The organism is Flavobacterium sp. AC274 (assembly GCF_979258275.1).
The window spans coordinates 1725359-1739514 of the sequence record NZ_OZ409852.1 but is presented as its reverse complement, the minus strand read 5'-3'; the positions used below and the strand labels follow the sequence as shown (position 1 = coordinate 1739514).

At 33.3% G+C, this 14156-nt stretch carries 14 protein-coding genes, 3 tRNA genes and 1 pseudogene; 11 read left to right on the top strand and 7 right to left on the bottom strand.

Annotation, left to right across the window (positions count from 1 at the left end):
• Positions 1 to 73 precede the first annotated feature (73 nt).
• The 3 genes from ACZZZT_RS08105 to ACZZZT_RS08095 form a co-directional block, all read right to left on the bottom strand.
• Positions 74 to 820: a hypothetical protein gene (locus tag ACZZZT_RS08105; protein ID WP_463460004.1), complete on the bottom strand. Its 747-nt coding sequence runs from the start codon at positions 818 to 820 to the stop codon at positions 74 to 76.
• Between the two features lie 178 nt (positions 821 to 998).
• Positions 999 to 1673 (bottom strand): FKBP-type peptidyl-prolyl cis-trans isomerase, encoded by a 675-nt coding sequence (locus tag ACZZZT_RS08100; RefSeq protein ID WP_463460003.1) that lies wholly within the window; start codon positions 1671 to 1673, stop codon positions 999 to 1001.
• Positions 1674 to 1675: 2 nt separating this feature from the next.
• Positions 1676 to 2170, bottom strand: coding sequence for a hypothetical protein (locus ACZZZT_RS08095; RefSeq protein ID WP_463460002.1), 495 nt, complete (start codon positions 2168 to 2170; stop codon positions 1676 to 1678).
• Between the two features lie 79 nt (positions 2171 to 2249).
• Here ACZZZT_RS08095 and ACZZZT_RS08090 point away from each other — a divergent pair, with 79 nt between their 5' ends.
• Positions 2250 to 2639 carry an RNA-binding S4 domain-containing protein gene (locus tag ACZZZT_RS08090; RefSeq protein WP_042567348.1) on the top strand — a complete coding sequence of 130 codons (390 nt, stop codon included), beginning with the start codon at positions 2250 to 2252 and terminating at the stop codon, positions 2637 to 2639.
• Positions 2640 to 2827: 188 nt separating this feature from the next.
• On the top strand, positions 2828 to 3328 hold the full coding sequence (locus tag ACZZZT_RS08085; protein ID WP_073396779.1) for a phosphoribosyltransferase domain-containing protein: 501 nt from the start codon (positions 2828 to 2830) through the stop codon (positions 3326 to 3328).
• Here ACZZZT_RS08085 and ACZZZT_RS08080 read toward each other — a convergent pair.
• Entirely contained in the window at positions 3320 to 3838 is a 519-nt protein-coding gene (locus ACZZZT_RS08080; protein ID WP_463460001.1) for a shikimate kinase, read from the bottom strand. The two genes, ACZZZT_RS08085 and ACZZZT_RS08080, sit on opposite strands and share 9 nt — an antisense overlap.
• Positions 3839 to 3963: 125 nt before the next feature.
• Between ACZZZT_RS08080 and ACZZZT_RS08075 the strand changes: the two genes are divergently transcribed.
• The 4 genes from ACZZZT_RS08075 to ACZZZT_RS08060 all read left to right on the top strand — a co-directional run bounded on the left by ACZZZT_RS08075 (position 3964) and on the right by ACZZZT_RS08060 (position 5412).
• A tRNA-Lys gene (locus ACZZZT_RS08075) sits at positions 3964 to 4036 on the top strand.
• Between the two features lie 40 nt (positions 4037 to 4076).
• A tRNA-Lys gene (locus ACZZZT_RS08070) sits at positions 4077 to 4149 on the top strand.
• 42 nt (positions 4150 to 4191) lie between these two features.
• A tRNA-Leu gene (locus ACZZZT_RS08065) sits at positions 4192 to 4274 on the top strand.
• A gap of 319 nt (positions 4275 to 4593) precedes the next feature.
• The gene (locus ACZZZT_RS08060; RefSeq protein ID WP_042567380.1) at positions 4594 to 5412 is read left to right on the top strand and encodes a lysophospholipid acyltransferase family protein; all 819 of its coding nucleotides are present in this window, start codon (positions 4594 to 4596) and stop codon (positions 5410 to 5412) included.
• A gap of 232 nt (positions 5413 to 5644) precedes the next feature.
• On the opposite strand, the pseudogene ACZZZT_RS08055 reads toward ACZZZT_RS08060, so the two are convergent.
• From ACZZZT_RS08055 to ACZZZT_RS08045, 3 genes and pseudogenes are all read right to left on the bottom strand, one after another.
• Positions 5645 to 7876: pseudogene (locus ACZZZT_RS08055) on the bottom strand (alpha-L-fucosidase); the annotation flags it as partial.
• Positions 7877 to 7987: 111 nt separating this feature from the next.
• A complete protein-coding gene (locus ACZZZT_RS08050) occupies positions 7988 to 9955 on the bottom strand; it encodes a glucoamylase family protein (RefSeq protein WP_463460000.1) in 1968 nt (655 codons plus the stop codon).
• 597 nt (positions 9956 to 10552) lie between these two features.
• The gene (locus tag ACZZZT_RS08045) at positions 10553 to 11296 is read right to left on the bottom strand and encodes a T9SS type A sorting domain-containing protein (protein WP_463459999.1); all 744 of its coding nucleotides are present in this window, start codon (positions 11294 to 11296) and stop codon (positions 10553 to 10555) included.
• A gap of 291 nt (positions 11297 to 11587) precedes the next feature.
• Here ACZZZT_RS08045 and ACZZZT_RS08040 point away from each other — a divergent pair, with 291 nt between their 5' ends.
• From ACZZZT_RS08040 to ACZZZT_RS08020, 5 genes are all read left to right on the top strand, one after another.
• Positions 11588 to 12043 (top strand): tetratricopeptide repeat protein, encoded by a 456-nt coding sequence (locus ACZZZT_RS08040; protein WP_463459998.1) that lies wholly within the window; start codon positions 11588 to 11590, stop codon positions 12041 to 12043.
• A gap of 170 nt (positions 12044 to 12213) precedes the next feature.
• Positions 12214 to 12600 carry a hypothetical protein gene (locus ACZZZT_RS08035; protein WP_463459997.1) on the top strand — a complete coding sequence of 129 codons (387 nt, stop codon included), beginning with the start codon at positions 12214 to 12216 and terminating at the stop codon, positions 12598 to 12600.
• Positions 12522 to 12701 (top strand): ion channel, encoded by a 180-nt coding sequence (locus ACZZZT_RS08030; RefSeq protein WP_463462396.1) that lies wholly within the window; start codon positions 12522 to 12524, stop codon positions 12699 to 12701. The genes ACZZZT_RS08035 and ACZZZT_RS08030 overlap by 79 nt, the downstream gene beginning before the upstream one ends.
• Positions 12702 to 12751: 50 nt before the next feature.
• Positions 12752 to 13174, top strand: a complete 423-nt coding sequence (locus ACZZZT_RS08025) for a hypothetical protein (protein WP_463459996.1) — start codon at positions 12752 to 12754, stop codon at positions 13172 to 13174.
• 72 nt (positions 13175 to 13246) lie between these two features.
• Positions 13247 to 14143 (top strand): MerR family transcriptional regulator, encoded by an 897-nt coding sequence (locus ACZZZT_RS08020; RefSeq protein WP_042567344.1) that lies wholly within the window; start codon positions 13247 to 13249, stop codon positions 14141 to 14143.
• Positions 14144 to 14156 lie beyond the last annotated feature (13 nt).

The window sequence follows — 14156 nt, the reverse complement described above, 5'->3', positions numbered from 1 at the left end:
TTTCTTACTTTATACAAAAAAACCTCGAAATCACTTTCGAGGTTTTTTTATGTCTTGTCTTCTTTCTATTATTTTATTTCTGTCGGTGAATTAATTCCCATACTGGCTCAAATTCTAATTCATCGAAATTTAAAGCATGTAAATCTTTTTCATAAATACTATTACTAAAAGTATCCTGAATTCCATTTATAAAAACCCATTTTCCTTCTTTTTCAGGTATTTCCCATCTTCTATATTTTACAACCGTTGCTTTTGCATTTACTTTTTTTGAAAGATCAGACAAAATAGATTTTGCATCAACATTCAAACTTTTTGCAATTGCAACTACTATAAAATAACCAAATTGAATATCTCTTGAATTATCAAAATCTCTTTGATTCGATATCGAAATAAAGACTTCAGGAGGCGATTGACGTTTTTCGCAAACTGCCCAAATTGGTGACCAAAGTTCAAAACTTTGAAAGTATTCTTCATTCCCATTTTCTACTGTCCATTTATCGTGCGATTTATCATTCCACTTTAATCTTCCCAATTTCATTTCAGAATGATAAATGAATTCTTCATTTTCTTTTTGAGATACTCTTTTTTCAGTTTTGTATTTATTTACACGAATTCCCGTCTCATTATTATTTTCAATCTGATTCAGTATTGCTTCAAAATAAGGTTTAAAATTTGAGTTCCAATTTGATTTCAGCCAAGGCGATTTGGATTCGTCTTCATTCCCAAATAATAAATAAAAGTCATACGTCCTATTCTTCCAATCTGAATCAGCATTAGTTAACTTATCATAAAAGTCACTTAATTTATCGATTAACTTCATATTTTGATTATCTCTTATTATTTATAACAACATATTCTTTTTTAATTCCAAGATAACTATTTTATGAAAAGCTTCTTCAAATTTGATAAAAAAATGATTTACAATCAGATTTATAAAAAATCAAAAACCTCCAAATCATAAGACTTGGAGGTTTCAAAAAATTATCTTTTAATCCTTTTTATTGCTTCTTAATAGGATATGTATTATCCAAGTGTATTCTTAATCTTGGCTCATCTGTATAATCCGTTTCTATATATTTTCTAGGATTTGTTGCCGACTCTGCTGCTGCTGGATTAGTAAGTTCGCCTGTTGGTCTTCTTGGAATTCCTCTAGGCTCTGTTTCATCTGTATTTGGCGTAGCTGGATTATCCACAATTGGACTCCAAGGATAATAAGCACTTATTCCGTAATTAATTCCACCAACATTACCAATTTGTCCTGTTGGTTTAGATATTTCATAGAAAGTTGTAAAACCATCTCCGTCATCATCAGCATCTAAAAAGTCAGGAATACCATCTTTGTCAGTATCATCCGGATTTACCGGAGCATTTGGATATAAAGTTGTATTTCTAAAATCTCTAACATAACGATCTCCATTTATATCTTCCTGATAATCAAAAACTCCATCAAAATCATGATCAAGTCTTTTATAATCATAAAACTTAACACTAAAAATTAAAGGAGAGTAAGAAGGAATCGAATTATTTCCGGCATAATAACCTAAACCTGAAGGAATAAATAAAACTGCAGACCCGAAATTTTCATATTTAATAGTCCCATCCGCCTGCGTAGTTGAAGTTCCTGTCTTCAACTCAGGAAAAGTTTCACCCCAACCAACGATCGCCGTATACAAGTCTACACTTGTTTGTGGAAACTTAACTTCTTCAAAAAAGTAGTCTTCAAATAAGTAGGTGCTTTATCCGTTTTAGCAACACGACTTAAATATTCTCCTTTATATGCAGCTAAAACTCCATCAGTATTCATTGGTGATGTTCCTGTACCTTCTCTTAAAATCAAATAGTACATTTTATAAGTAACCCCATCTAAATCAACATTTTTTGCCAACAACTTTGGAAAAGTTTCACTATTCAAATAAGACATTATAGAAGGCTGTGTTGTAGGATCTGTAATACTATCTATAACAACATCCTGATCTTCAGGTGTACCGGCACTTTCTGTTACAGTAATATAATTTGTAGTTAAATATTCTTCAATATTAGCATTATCTGTATTAAATTGCTCCTGATAGTCTCTTAAAGGCTCAACAGGAGTATCATCGTCACCTTTGTTACAAGAAACTATTGCAATACCAGCGAGCAATAAAACAAAATAATATTTAAATTTATTCATTATTGTTAATTTTTTAGGTGCGCAAGATACAATATTGATTTATTTTTGTAAAGAATTTAACTTGGATTTTAGAAAAATTATGAGAATAGATAAATACCTATGGTGCGTTCGTTATTACAAAACCAGAAACATGGTTACTGAGGCTTGTAAAAAAAACCATATTACTGTAAATGGGCAGGTTGCCAAGCCATCTAAAGAAGTTTTTCCTACGGACAGAATTACTTTTAGAAAAGATCAGATTACACAAATTATTACTGTCTTGGATATTCCTGAAAGTCGTGTTGGGGCAAAACTTGTCGATATCTATCGAAAAAACGAAACTCCTGCAGAAGCATATGCACATTTAGAGTTATTAAAACTTTCTAAAGAGCACTATCGCAAAAGCGGAACAGGAAGACCAACCAAAAAAGACCGAAGAGATATTGACGAATATGGAAACGAGATTTTTGATGACGAAGATGAAAATTAAATTCCAATCCCGAAGCGTCGGGATAAATCTCAAATTCCAAAATCGGAGCGTATCTAATTATAATATATAAATTCAAAAAAACTAAAAACAAACCTAAGCATTAAAAATTGGAATTTCCTTTCTTAAAATTGGAATTTGGATTTTTTATATTGGAATTTAAATTAGTTATATTAGCAAAAAATAAAATCATGAGCAAAAATATCATCTTAACCCATCAGGAAATCGAACATAAAATAAAACGTATTGCGTATCAAATTTACGAAACTTTTGTTGATGAAGAAGAAGTTGTTATTGCCGGAATCGCTTCTAACGGATCTATTTTTGCCGAAAAAATTGCTTTGGCTCTAAGCAACATCTCTACTCTTAAAATTTCACTTTGCGAAGTTAAGGTCGATAAACAAAATCCGCAACTACCAATACAAACATCATTAAACGCATCAGAATACTCCAATAAAGGATTAGTATTGGTTGATGATGTATTAAATTCAGGCACTACCTTAATATACGCCGTTCGTCATTTTTTAGACGTTCCGCTTAAAAAATTCAAAACGGCAGTACTTGTAGACAGAAATCATAAAAAATACCCTGTAAAAGCAGATTTTAAAGGAATTTCACTTTCTACTTCTTTACTTGAACATGTTCAGGTAATTTTTGATGACAATGGCAATGATTATGCTTTCTTAAGCTAGAATTTCTAAAATATCTTCAACTGTTTCTTCGACTGTTTTATTATCAACCGCCACTTTATGCTGTGCATGGTTATAATAAAAGCTTCTGTCGAACAAATGTTTTGCGATAAATTCTTTCATTTCTTCCTCATTCATATTAGCAATCAACGGGCGCTTGCTTTTGTTGTGAATTAATCTATTATATAAAGTCTCTATTGAAGCTTTTAAATAAATAGATGTAACATCATCTTTTTTCAATAATTCATGATTATTGGCATAGCAAGGTGTACCTCCACCTAAACCTATTATACTATTTTCTGTAGATTGGAGCAATTCGACAAACATTTCGTGTTCTAATTTCCTAAAATAGATTTCTCCTTTTTGTTCGAAAATCTCATTTATTGATAAATTGGCTCTTTTTTCGATGCATTTATCCAAATCTAAAAATGGGATTTTGGTAATTTTTGAAAGATTTTGGGCAATTGTTGACTTTCCGCAGCCCATATATCCTAATAAGACGATTTTTTTCATTCTAATAAAACACTATAAATTAGGGGATTGTAAATTTTGTTTAAAAAAAGACAAATTTATAATAAAATTGCTTGCAAATAATAAAATAAACTCCTTATATTTGCACCCGCATTCAAGGAACATATGACTCGATAGCTCAGTTGGTAGAGCACATCACTTTTAATGATGGGGTCCTGGGTTCGAGCCCCAGTCGGGTCACAAAATTTGTGACTAACAAAATAAGTTTCTTGAAAGCAATGACTCGATAGCTCAGTCGGTAGAGCACATCACTTTTAATGATGGGGTCCTGGGTTCGAGCCCCAGTCGGGTCACAAAAGGTCGAGTAATTTATTACTTGACCTTTTTTCATTTTAGGCCACGTGGAGAAACGGTAGACTTGCCATCTTGAGGGGGTGGTGCTCGTAAGGGCGTGTGGGTTCAAATCCCACCGTGGTCACAAAAAAAGGTAAAATACATAAATGTGTTTTACCTTTTTTTATTTCTACAATTACAAAGACAGCATTAAAATAAACATCTTCATTCTTCATAATGTTTTTGCATATTCAATTTTGCATATAAAATCCGAGTATCTTTACCCGCGATTGCAATAAAGAATATATAGATGAATTAAGCTTTTCTACTTTTAGAACCTAAAATTCTTTCCTGAAGTCATAAGTTATAATAAAAAATTTCGCAAATAAACAATAGCATTACTAATTTCAATTCCGTTTAGGTTTTTTATTAGTTTTCGCATTTAACTTTAATAGTTATAACATATGACATTGATATCCAAAGAAAAATTTTCTGAAGCTGCCGGCCTTTCTAAAATTCCTATCCCGGGATTGTCCTCTTATTTAATGAAGGTAATGAAAATTAACAATTTAAATACAATGGTTAAGGAAGCAGGCAATCTTGAAGGTGCAGATTTCGCCAATTATGCCTTAACGAAAATAGGCGTAAAAGTCAAGTATGATGCTGCCGAATTATTAAATATCCCAAGTGAAGGAGCCTTTATCGTAGTGGCTAATCACCCTTATGGAGGTATCGAATCATTAGCCTTATTAAGTACAATTGCGAAAATACGTCCTGACACCATGTATATGGGGAATTTTTTATTAAAGGAAATTCCAAATCTTGAAAAATGTATTATTGCGGTAAATCCATTTGAAAATGTACAAAATTCTGCCAGTATCACAGGATTAAAAATGACGTTTAAAGCTTTATCAGAAGGTATTCCTGTCGCCATATTTCCTGCCGGAGAAGTTTCATCATATGATTTTAAGACAAGTAAAATCACAGATCCGGAATGGCATCCTGTAGTAGGAAAAATTATCAGCAAAGCCAATGTACCTATCTTACCTATATATTTTCATGGAAATAATGGTTTTTTCTTCAGTATGCTAAAATCAATTCACCCGATGTTGCAAACTTCAAAACTGATTTCAGAAATGTTTAACAAACAAGGACACGAACTAAAAATGACTATCGGGAAAGCCATTTTTTTATCAGGAACAAAAGACAAAGCCGCTGATCTTCTAATGTTACAAAATCTTAGAAGTAAACTGTATGCTCTCAAAAATCAATTACATAATTAATAGATTCAAGTTTATTTAGCATTTATGACAAACATTGAAAATCAAATACTTTTCTTTTCAAACCTCTGCTAAGTCGCTTAAAAACTAAAAATCTATTAATAAAAGATTCGAATTTTGTGCAATAAAGGTCGAAATAAAAATAAAAAAGCCTGAGAATCTATATTCTCAGGCTTTTTGGTCAACAAAATTTTCGATATTTTGATTCCAAAAACCTAAAGACAATTTCTTTCTTTTATTCTGTCTTATCCAAACCTGCATCGGTTACTTCTACAGTATCAACAAGCAGATCTTGATAAAAGGTTACTTCATGCACATTGACAGGATCCCATCCTCCGTTTGAAATACGGTGCAATTCAATATAATAAATTCCTTCGAACAGATAAACATCACCTAATTGCTTGATTTGATAGTTCATGAAACTACTGTCAGTTGTTGTAAACGGATAAATAATACTTGAAATATCTTTTATCACCAATTGAAATTTACCGGAAATACCCGCCAGTTCACATTGCCAGTGATAAATGCCTGCCTCATTCACTTTCACTCTCCAAGATGCATAAGCAGCTGGATTTGTCCATCCGGCAATGCTGTAATAAGGTGGGTTTCCTATCCCAATACCGCTTCCGTGCAATATGGCATTTTGTCCGGCAACAACAAGGGTTCTATCTGCATTTTGATTGATAATAGGAGTTCTATCAATTTGGGGATGAATCGAAATTTGACGCACATTTACAGGATCCCATCCTCCGCCCGAAATACGGTGCAGTTCGATGTTATAAATACCAACCGGTAAATTAATTGTTCCGATGGATAATACTTGATAATTTTCAAAACCTCTTGTTGTAATTGTAAATGGATAAGGTCCTTGATCTACTCCATTTACTTTTAGCACAAACTGTCCCGAATAGCCTGATACAACTGCATCTAAAATGAAATTTCCGGATTGAATAACTTCAACGTGCCAGGTGGCAAAGTTAGCATCATTAACCCATGTCCCAAGTTCATATAGCGGTGCATTTTGAATGCTTAATCCAGGAGCAACAGCATCGATTGGATTCAAATTGAGTGTACCATCATTGAATTGTTTAACAAAAGTGAAAAGAATATCCACAATTCTTGACATTTCTAAGACAATGGTTGTACTGATATTATCCAAAGGAGCTGCAGGCACCGAAATAGTATACCCGGAAAACCCATCATTGGGAGTTATATCCAATGCTGTTTTGTGAATATCTGCAAGGAAATACGCTTTTACAACACTTCCATCAGGCAGATCAGGAACATTTAATTTTTCATTCAGAGGCCAATAATCTGCAAATACATGCAGGTATAAGTATTGTGTTCCGTCGATAATTTTGCTGGTAGCTCGTCCCCAAAGTAATTGTGTGGTATACGGGCTGGCTTGGGTTTTATCGACAGCCATTTTATTTATACTCATCCAATAGGCAAATCCATTAAGTCTGTCGATTGCTTCGGGCGGAAATGTCCCATCTGCCTCCGGACCTACATTGAGAAGAAAATTACCTCCTTTACTAACAATATCAATCAGCTTTTGAATTAAATCTTTTTCGGTTTTCCAACGCGGATCATAAGCATCATAACCCCAATTGTCATTCATTGTCATACAAGTTTCCCAATCTGTTCCATCTCCATTTGGCGGCATAGTAGGAATACTTTGTTCAGGAGTATTAAAATCTGCTGTCAAACCATCTTCCATTCGGTTATTGAATATCAAACGATCTGATCCGGGAATGTTTTTAATTGCTTTCATCATTCGATACCGGAATTCGGGTGTACTGGAGCCTCCCATATCCCACCAAATCAGGTCAATATTATAGTCATTAATCATGGTTTGAATATGAGGAACCACAATAGTATCAGTATATTGTGCCTTTTCCAGATAGGAAGCCTCATGATCGGGTGTTGTATTCTGAGGAATCCATCCCATTCCTCCCGGATTCATCCAGTCCAGACATTGAGAATAATAAAATCCTATTTTCAATCCTGCTGCATGAGCCTCAGTCACCAAGTCTTTTAAAACATCGGCTGCAATATTGGTTTCATCTTCAATATTATATCCAACATGATGAGTGTGCATCAAAGCCAAACCTTCATGGTGTTTGGCGGTAACGACAATATATTTCATACCGGCCTCCTTTGCCATTCTTACCCATTCTGAAGCATTGAAGTTTTGTGCCGTAAAATTTTGCTGCCAGCGTGTTTTGTATTCGTTTCTCGGAATCTGGGCTGCAAACATAATCCATTCGGCATATTGGCCGGGTTTGTAAGGCTCACCTGTAGCGGGATCGATTTTAATAGTTCCATCCGGATTAATCCATTCCGGGCGATAAGTTGAATAATAATCCTGCATCCAATAATCAGGTCCAATTCCCGAACCTGATTTTATTAAAGTTGGTCCTGTATAGTGTCCCGCCAGTCCGGAGTAGCCTCCCCAATGCAAAAAAGTCCAAAACTTGCTTCACGCCACCAGGCCATTCGTTGATCTTTATGCTCTTTTGTCTCAAGAGTCGTTACATAAAGGGTGTTACTCATCTTAGTTAAAATATCCAGATTGTCATCCCTGCGCGAAACAGTAAATATCAAATGAATTCAAATTATGTATAGTTATTGTGTTAGCAGTAACATTTTGATAAAAAACACCTTCTTTAAATACATCGTATGAAGTTACTGCAGGAATTGCATCCCACGACAAAGAAATAGAATTAGTCTTTACGTCGGTTGCTTTTAATTCTTTAGGATTGTTATTGTAGAAAGGATTAATATCGATCTCTGTATCGCTAAAAATTAACTCATCAATATAAACAATATCTCCAATTGCAGCATTAGCCGTATAATCAGGCTGAATACCAAACACAGAAATATTTTTTACTTTGTTCGTTAATAAATCAAACACTGCTACGCCCCATTCGTTTTGTTTATCCAATGGGCTTTGAGATAAGAATTCATTGTTTCCTCCGTCTGAAATATTAACTCTGATCTGAGAATTCGGATTATTGCGATAATACTTCATGTACAAATACTTATACTCAGAAAGGGGTCCATTTGGAGTACAGAAAAATCCTGCCCATATAACAGAATTTCCAATACGTTCAAATTTCAGTACCTTATTACTTATGTTCGATCCTGTTTTGTCCGGATTGTCTACCACCGTAATCCGCATATCGGCTACAGGATTAACTTTTATTTGATTTGTAAAATTGATCTTTCCGTTTTCAAAATTATCAAATACAAGAGGTTCTCTAATTATTGGATGCGGGTAAAAATCCGGTTTAAAACTCAGTTTGCCTAAAGCTGTTTGAATTTCAGGAGCCGACATAAAATAATCCCATAACAGACCTGTACGGTAATTTTCGATCATACAAATAATCGGACCTTGGTCGATAGCCAAATAATAAATATCGTTCCAATTGACGGTTTCATTAAAAGCGTCTACAAATCCTGCTTTTTCGTTCCAGATCTTTGTTCCCAGCTTCTCGTAAAAATATCTCAGGGCGGCTAATGATTCTTTGGGCGTATAAGGCATTGCCGAGAGAGCTGCTGTTGGAGCGATCACACCTTTGTCATTTCCCGGGCAATGAGCAGTGTAAGTGATATTTCCATCACAAGCTGTCAAACCCCAGGCTTTGTTTTCGCCATATCCTTTATAAGCCAGCGGATTTTCTTCGCAATACGCCCTGTTTATCAATGTATGAGCCTGATTTTGCTGAAAATAATTTACATCATTAATAGTATCTCTCAAATTTTTCGGGTTAAACCCTAAAAATGAATAATGAGAGAAAAATAAAGGTCCGCCTTTTAAACTTGAGTCGCCAATAGGAAGGGTAATATTATAAAATTTTTTATTCTTAGTATGATAAGTACCACCAGATGACCAACCGTTTTTCCATAAACTGGGGTCTATGGCATGAGTTGGTGAAGCAACAGCCAAGATATAAGAAATCATACACTCATTCCAGCCGATAATACCCAGCCCCTTCACATTTTGCAGCTCATTATTACAATGCCAGTACAACTTGTTTGATCCAAATCGAAAATAATCCCAATCTACATTGTTCCAAAGTACATTGATCTTAACAACCAGACTCTGTTCTGTCAAAATTGGCTGGTTGAAATACTGGCGTGCCGTAATCAAACCCTGCATTAGAAAAGAGGTCTCGACCAGATCACCTCCATTATCATTTTTACTAAACGGAATGGTTTCACCTGTACTTCCATTAATCCAATGGGCAAAAACCCCTTTATAATTTGTTGCCGAGTTAGTTAAGAAATTAACAATTTTATCAATACGCTGGCATCCTTGTTCTCTGGTAATAAATCCCCTCTCAATTCCAACCAAAATAGCCATCAATCCAAATCCAGAGCCCCCTGAGGTAACAGTGGGTCCGGGTCCTCCCGAAACAGGAAGACGCTCATAAGCCATTCCTGAATTTGCATCTGCATGATCCCAAAAGTATTTAAATGCATATTGCTGCGTTTTTGTAAGCAACTGTTCATCCGTAAGTGTTAAAGTGGAGTTTTCCATAAGATTTAATGATTAAGTATAAATAATATTAAGTAAAGCTGTATTATACTATTGTCGCTTTTCAATAAATAAAATGGCTTATAGAGACCTGTTAACAAAAACAAGGATAAGTATTTTAAAATTCAGTATTCTAAAAGTGCAATTAACACATCGATAGTTAATTACCTGACATTCTGTTGTTTTAAATCACAATACGGAATTTGCATTGACAAATAAAATCCGTCGGTAGTAAGATTAGGTTTTGATAAATGTTTGAAAGAATATTTCTAACGATTTTCCATTCGGTATAAATCAAGAAATTGCTGCTAGAAGAGGAGTTTTTAACAGAGGCTTATTTATCTATTAAAACGCATCGTAGATGTTTTTTCTTGCTTTTAAAGGCTTAAAAATAAAAAAATGTAATAAATATAGTACGAATATATTAATTATTATTTACAATTACACCATCAAAAAATACTTTTTTAAAATTTATTTATGATGATATTATCAAAATAAAGTACAGATGCTTAGAGCTTTAAAAAAATAAAAGCCTGAGAATATAAATTCTCAGGCTTTGTTATGATTCGAAAATCTTATTCAAGATTTTTACTTCACCAATTACTGTTTAATGAATTTTCCGGTGTGATTTTCAACCTTGTAAATGTAAATACCAGATGATAAAGACGAAACGTCTAAACTTATTTTATTAGAATCACTATGATTTCTTTGACTCATTACTTCTTTTCCGGCAGCAGAGTAAATTTTAATATCGGCGGTCTTATTTACTTGTTCAGGAATTGTAATATTTATAATAGAATCAGTAGGGTTTGGATAAGGGCTTAATTTAGCCAAAAGATTAAATTGATCTGTCGACAATGTACCGTTTAAGGCATAAACATCGATAATGTTGCCATCATTTTTAGATGTAACGAGTTTAAAATCCCCGTTGTTAGTCTTAATGATATTTGCTCGGTTTCGATCTCCTAAATTATTAATAACATCTCCATTTTCATTCAATAAATACATTTGATTTGGTGATCCCGAAATCATAACTATAAATTCGATTAGTGCATCATTATTAAACAATTTGTCACTGGGCGCATATATACTTATATAACCGCTTGCCTGGATTGGCAATGATACTGATTTGTATAACGAATGGTTTTCATTATATAGTTTAATTGAATTATCACCCGAACTAAAGTAATAATAATAGGTAGCACTTTCGGTATTGAAAGAAAACGAATAATTAGAATATAGTACCGAATTTGACAGACTATTATCATAAGAATGCTCAAGAGAAATTTGGCCTTGTAATTTTACAAATCCTAAAAGTATTACAATAAGTAATGTTTTTTTCATTTAATGGTTTTTAAGGTTACTATATTTTTTTGCTTTATTATTTGCACAACGCAGTCTATTAAAAAACTTCGTTAGCTTTTTTCTACTCCGTAAATATATTTGATTTAGTTTACAAACTTATTTTTTCATAAAAAAATAAATATGCTATTAATCGATTTTTAATTGGCAAATCCATACTCAATTATTTCATCATTTCCTCACTTTTTTTACAAGAAATCACTTTACAAAATAAAACTTTTCCTAAATTCGTCTCGAAATTAATCAACCATTAACCTAACCCCAAATTAGTTTATGAAACACCTACTACTCGTATCATTTATGATGATTACCAGCCTTACATGGGCGCAATCTGCAACCGCTTATTTTGACAAAGCGATGAAAAAAGCCGAAGCCGGCAATACAAAAGGTGCTATCGCGGATTACACAAAAGCCATCAAAATGAATTCGCATTTTGTAGAAGCTTACGCAAACAGAGGCGTGGCAAAATACAAATTAAATGACTTGCAAGGAGCTCTTGCAGATTTTACTAAAGCAATAGAGTTAGACACAATGAATTCTGATGCCTTTACAGGAAGAGCAAACGTACAGTACAAATTATTGAATTACGACGCAGCAGTCGAAGATTGCTCTTATTGTTTAATGATGAATCCTAAAGATTATGTTGCCTTAAATCTTAGAGGACTTTGTTACAATAAAATGGGAGAAAAAAGAAATCATGTAAAGATTTCTCTAAAGCAATCGAATTAGGAAGTCAAAGCGCTATTAAAAACAGGGCAACTTTCTGCAAATAAAATTCAATAAATAAAAAACACAAGGCAATCTGTAAAATCAAATTTTTCAGATTGCTTTTTCTGTTAATTACCTTACCAAATCCGTATAAAAGATATTACTACATTTGTTCGATAAATTAATTTTCAATGGCACTTCTTAAAATACTAAACAATAAAGCCAAGACAGACGAAAATTCTGGTTTTGGAACCAATGCAAACAGTTACGGAGGAAGATTTGTAAACAAAAACGGAACTGCCAATATTGAAAAAAGAGGAATGAATTTACTGCGTCGAATTAGTTGGTATCACACCATGATCGACATGCCAAACTGGAAATTCATGTTTATTCTATTTTCCTTTTACATTATAATCAATTTTATTTTTGCTATTTTATACTATGCAATTGGTATAGAACATCTTGACGGAATTGCACAATCGCAAAGTGTTTTAACCCAATTTGGTCAGGCTTATTTTTTAGTGCACAAACTTTTACCACCGTTGGTTACGGACATATTAGTCCAACCGGTTTTTTGACCAGCGCTTTATCAGCTGCCGAGGCCTTAATCGGTTTATTGAGTTTTGCCATTGCGACAGGATTATTTTTGGAAGATTCAGTAAACCAACCGCTTTTTTAAAATTTTCACACAACGCATTAATTTCTCCTTATAAAGAACAAAAAGCATTAATGATTCGGGTTGTTCCTTTTAAGAACACCAATTTTACAGATGCAAAAGCAAAAATCACGTTAGGAATGAGCGTTGAAGAAAATGGCGCCAGAACCAATAAATTCTATACTCTTGATCTCGAATTAGACCGGATAAATGCACTTTCATTAAGCTGGACATTGGTACATGCCATAACAGAAGAAAGTCCGTTGTATAATTTTACAGAAGATGATTTCAAAAAGACTCACGGTGAAATTCTGGTTTTCATTACCACTTTTGATGACATGTTTAGTAATACAGTTGCAGCACGAACATCTTATACATTTAATGAGATTATTTATGGTGCAAAATTTGAAACAATGTACAACAGAAGCAAAGATGGTACTAAAACGATTTTGTATCTTGACAAATTAAATCAGTATCATACTACAAAGTTCTTATAAATCATCATTTTAATCAAGTTTTAAAGGTAATGTCAGATTTTGTTTTATTTTTGTTCACCCAATTAATCTACAATGATAAACAACATAAAGACTGTTTTCAGTATAAAGGATCTGGAAAACCTATCAGGAATAAAAGCACATACAATTCGTATCTGGGAGAAGAGATACAATATTCTTGAACCCATGAGAACGGATACTAATATTCGTCTTTATAATTTACACAGCCTACAAAAACTTTTAAATATAACCTTACTGCACGACTACGGTTATAAAATTTCTAAAATATCCACTTTCCCCGAAGAAAAAATCCCACAATTAGTTCGTGAGATTATATCAAAGAAAAATGCTCAAAACTACGCCATTACTTCTTTTAAAATGGCAATGATGAATTTTGACCAGGAAATTTTCTTCAATACATTCGACTGGCTTATTTCTGAAAAATCGTTTAAGGAAGTTTTTAAAGAACATTTTCTTCCCTTATTAAAAGAACTGGGATTACTATGGCAATCTGAAACGATAACTCCGGCAAACGAGCATTTCATGAGTCATTTGATCAAACAAAAGATTTTAATTTATACAGAAAGCCTTCAAATACTTAAACCAACCAAAACCGACAGAATTTTTGTTCTTTCACTCCCTTTAAACGAAATTCACCAAATTGGATTATTGTATCTGCAATATGAAATTTTATCCAAAGGATACAAAACCATTTATTTAGGTGAAAGCATGCCAATCGAAAATCTTCAGGATCTTACCAAACATTTTGAAAACATCACGTTTGTATCTTTTATGACTATTCAGCCTGATCGCAATGTTATCAATCAGTATGTAAAAACGATGGGGCAAAAATTACTTCAAAAAACCAATGAAATATGGCTTATGGGTAAAATGACTGAACATATAGACAAAAATCTACCTGACAGAATCAGAATTTTTGATTCGATGGAAGAAACAATAGAATCGATTTAATATTTTGTTTAAA

Bases quoted from the DNA above. Each gene is read 5' to 3' on its own strand.
- ACZZZT_RS08105 (WP_463460004.1), bottom strand. From the start codon at position 820: ATGAAGTTAATCGATAAATTAAGTGACTTTTATGATAAGTTAACTAAT.
- ACZZZT_RS08095 (WP_463460002.1), bottom strand. From the start codon at position 2,170: ATGAATAAATTTAAATATTATTTTGTTTTATTGCTCGCTGGTATTGCA.
- ACZZZT_RS08090 (WP_042567348.1), top strand. From the start codon at position 2,250: ATGAGAATAGATAAATACCTATGGTGCGTTCGTTATTACAAAACCAGA.
- ACZZZT_RS08085 (WP_073396779.1), top strand. From the start codon at position 2,828: ATGAGCAAAAATATCATCTTAACCCATCAGGAAATCGAACATAAAATA.
- ACZZZT_RS08080 (WP_463460001.1), bottom strand. From the start codon at position 3,838: ATGAAAAAAATCGTCTTATTAGGATATATGGGCTGCGGAAAGTCAACA.
- ACZZZT_RS08060 (WP_042567380.1), top strand. From the start codon at position 4,594: ATGACATTGATATCCAAAGAAAAATTTTCTGAAGCTGCCGGCCTTTCT.
- ACZZZT_RS08050 (WP_463460000.1), bottom strand. From the start codon at position 9,955: ATGGAAAACTCCACTTTAACACTTACGGATGAACAGTTGCTTACAAAA.
- ACZZZT_RS08045 (WP_463459999.1), bottom strand. From the start codon at position 11,296: ATGAAAAAAACATTACTTATTGTAATACTTTTAGGATTTGTAAAATTA.
- ACZZZT_RS08040 (WP_463459998.1), top strand. From the start codon at position 11,588: ATGAAACACCTACTACTCGTATCATTTATGATGATTACCAGCCTTACA.
- ACZZZT_RS08035 (WP_463459997.1), top strand. From the start codon at position 12,214: ATGGCACTTCTTAAAATACTAAACAATAAAGCCAAGACAGACGAAAAT.
- ACZZZT_RS08025 (WP_463459996.1), top strand. From the start codon at position 12,752: ATGATTCGGGTTGTTCCTTTTAAGAACACCAATTTTACAGATGCAAAA.
- ACZZZT_RS08020 (WP_042567344.1), top strand. From the start codon at position 13,247: ATGATAAACAACATAAAGACTGTTTTCAGTATAAAGGATCTGGAAAAC.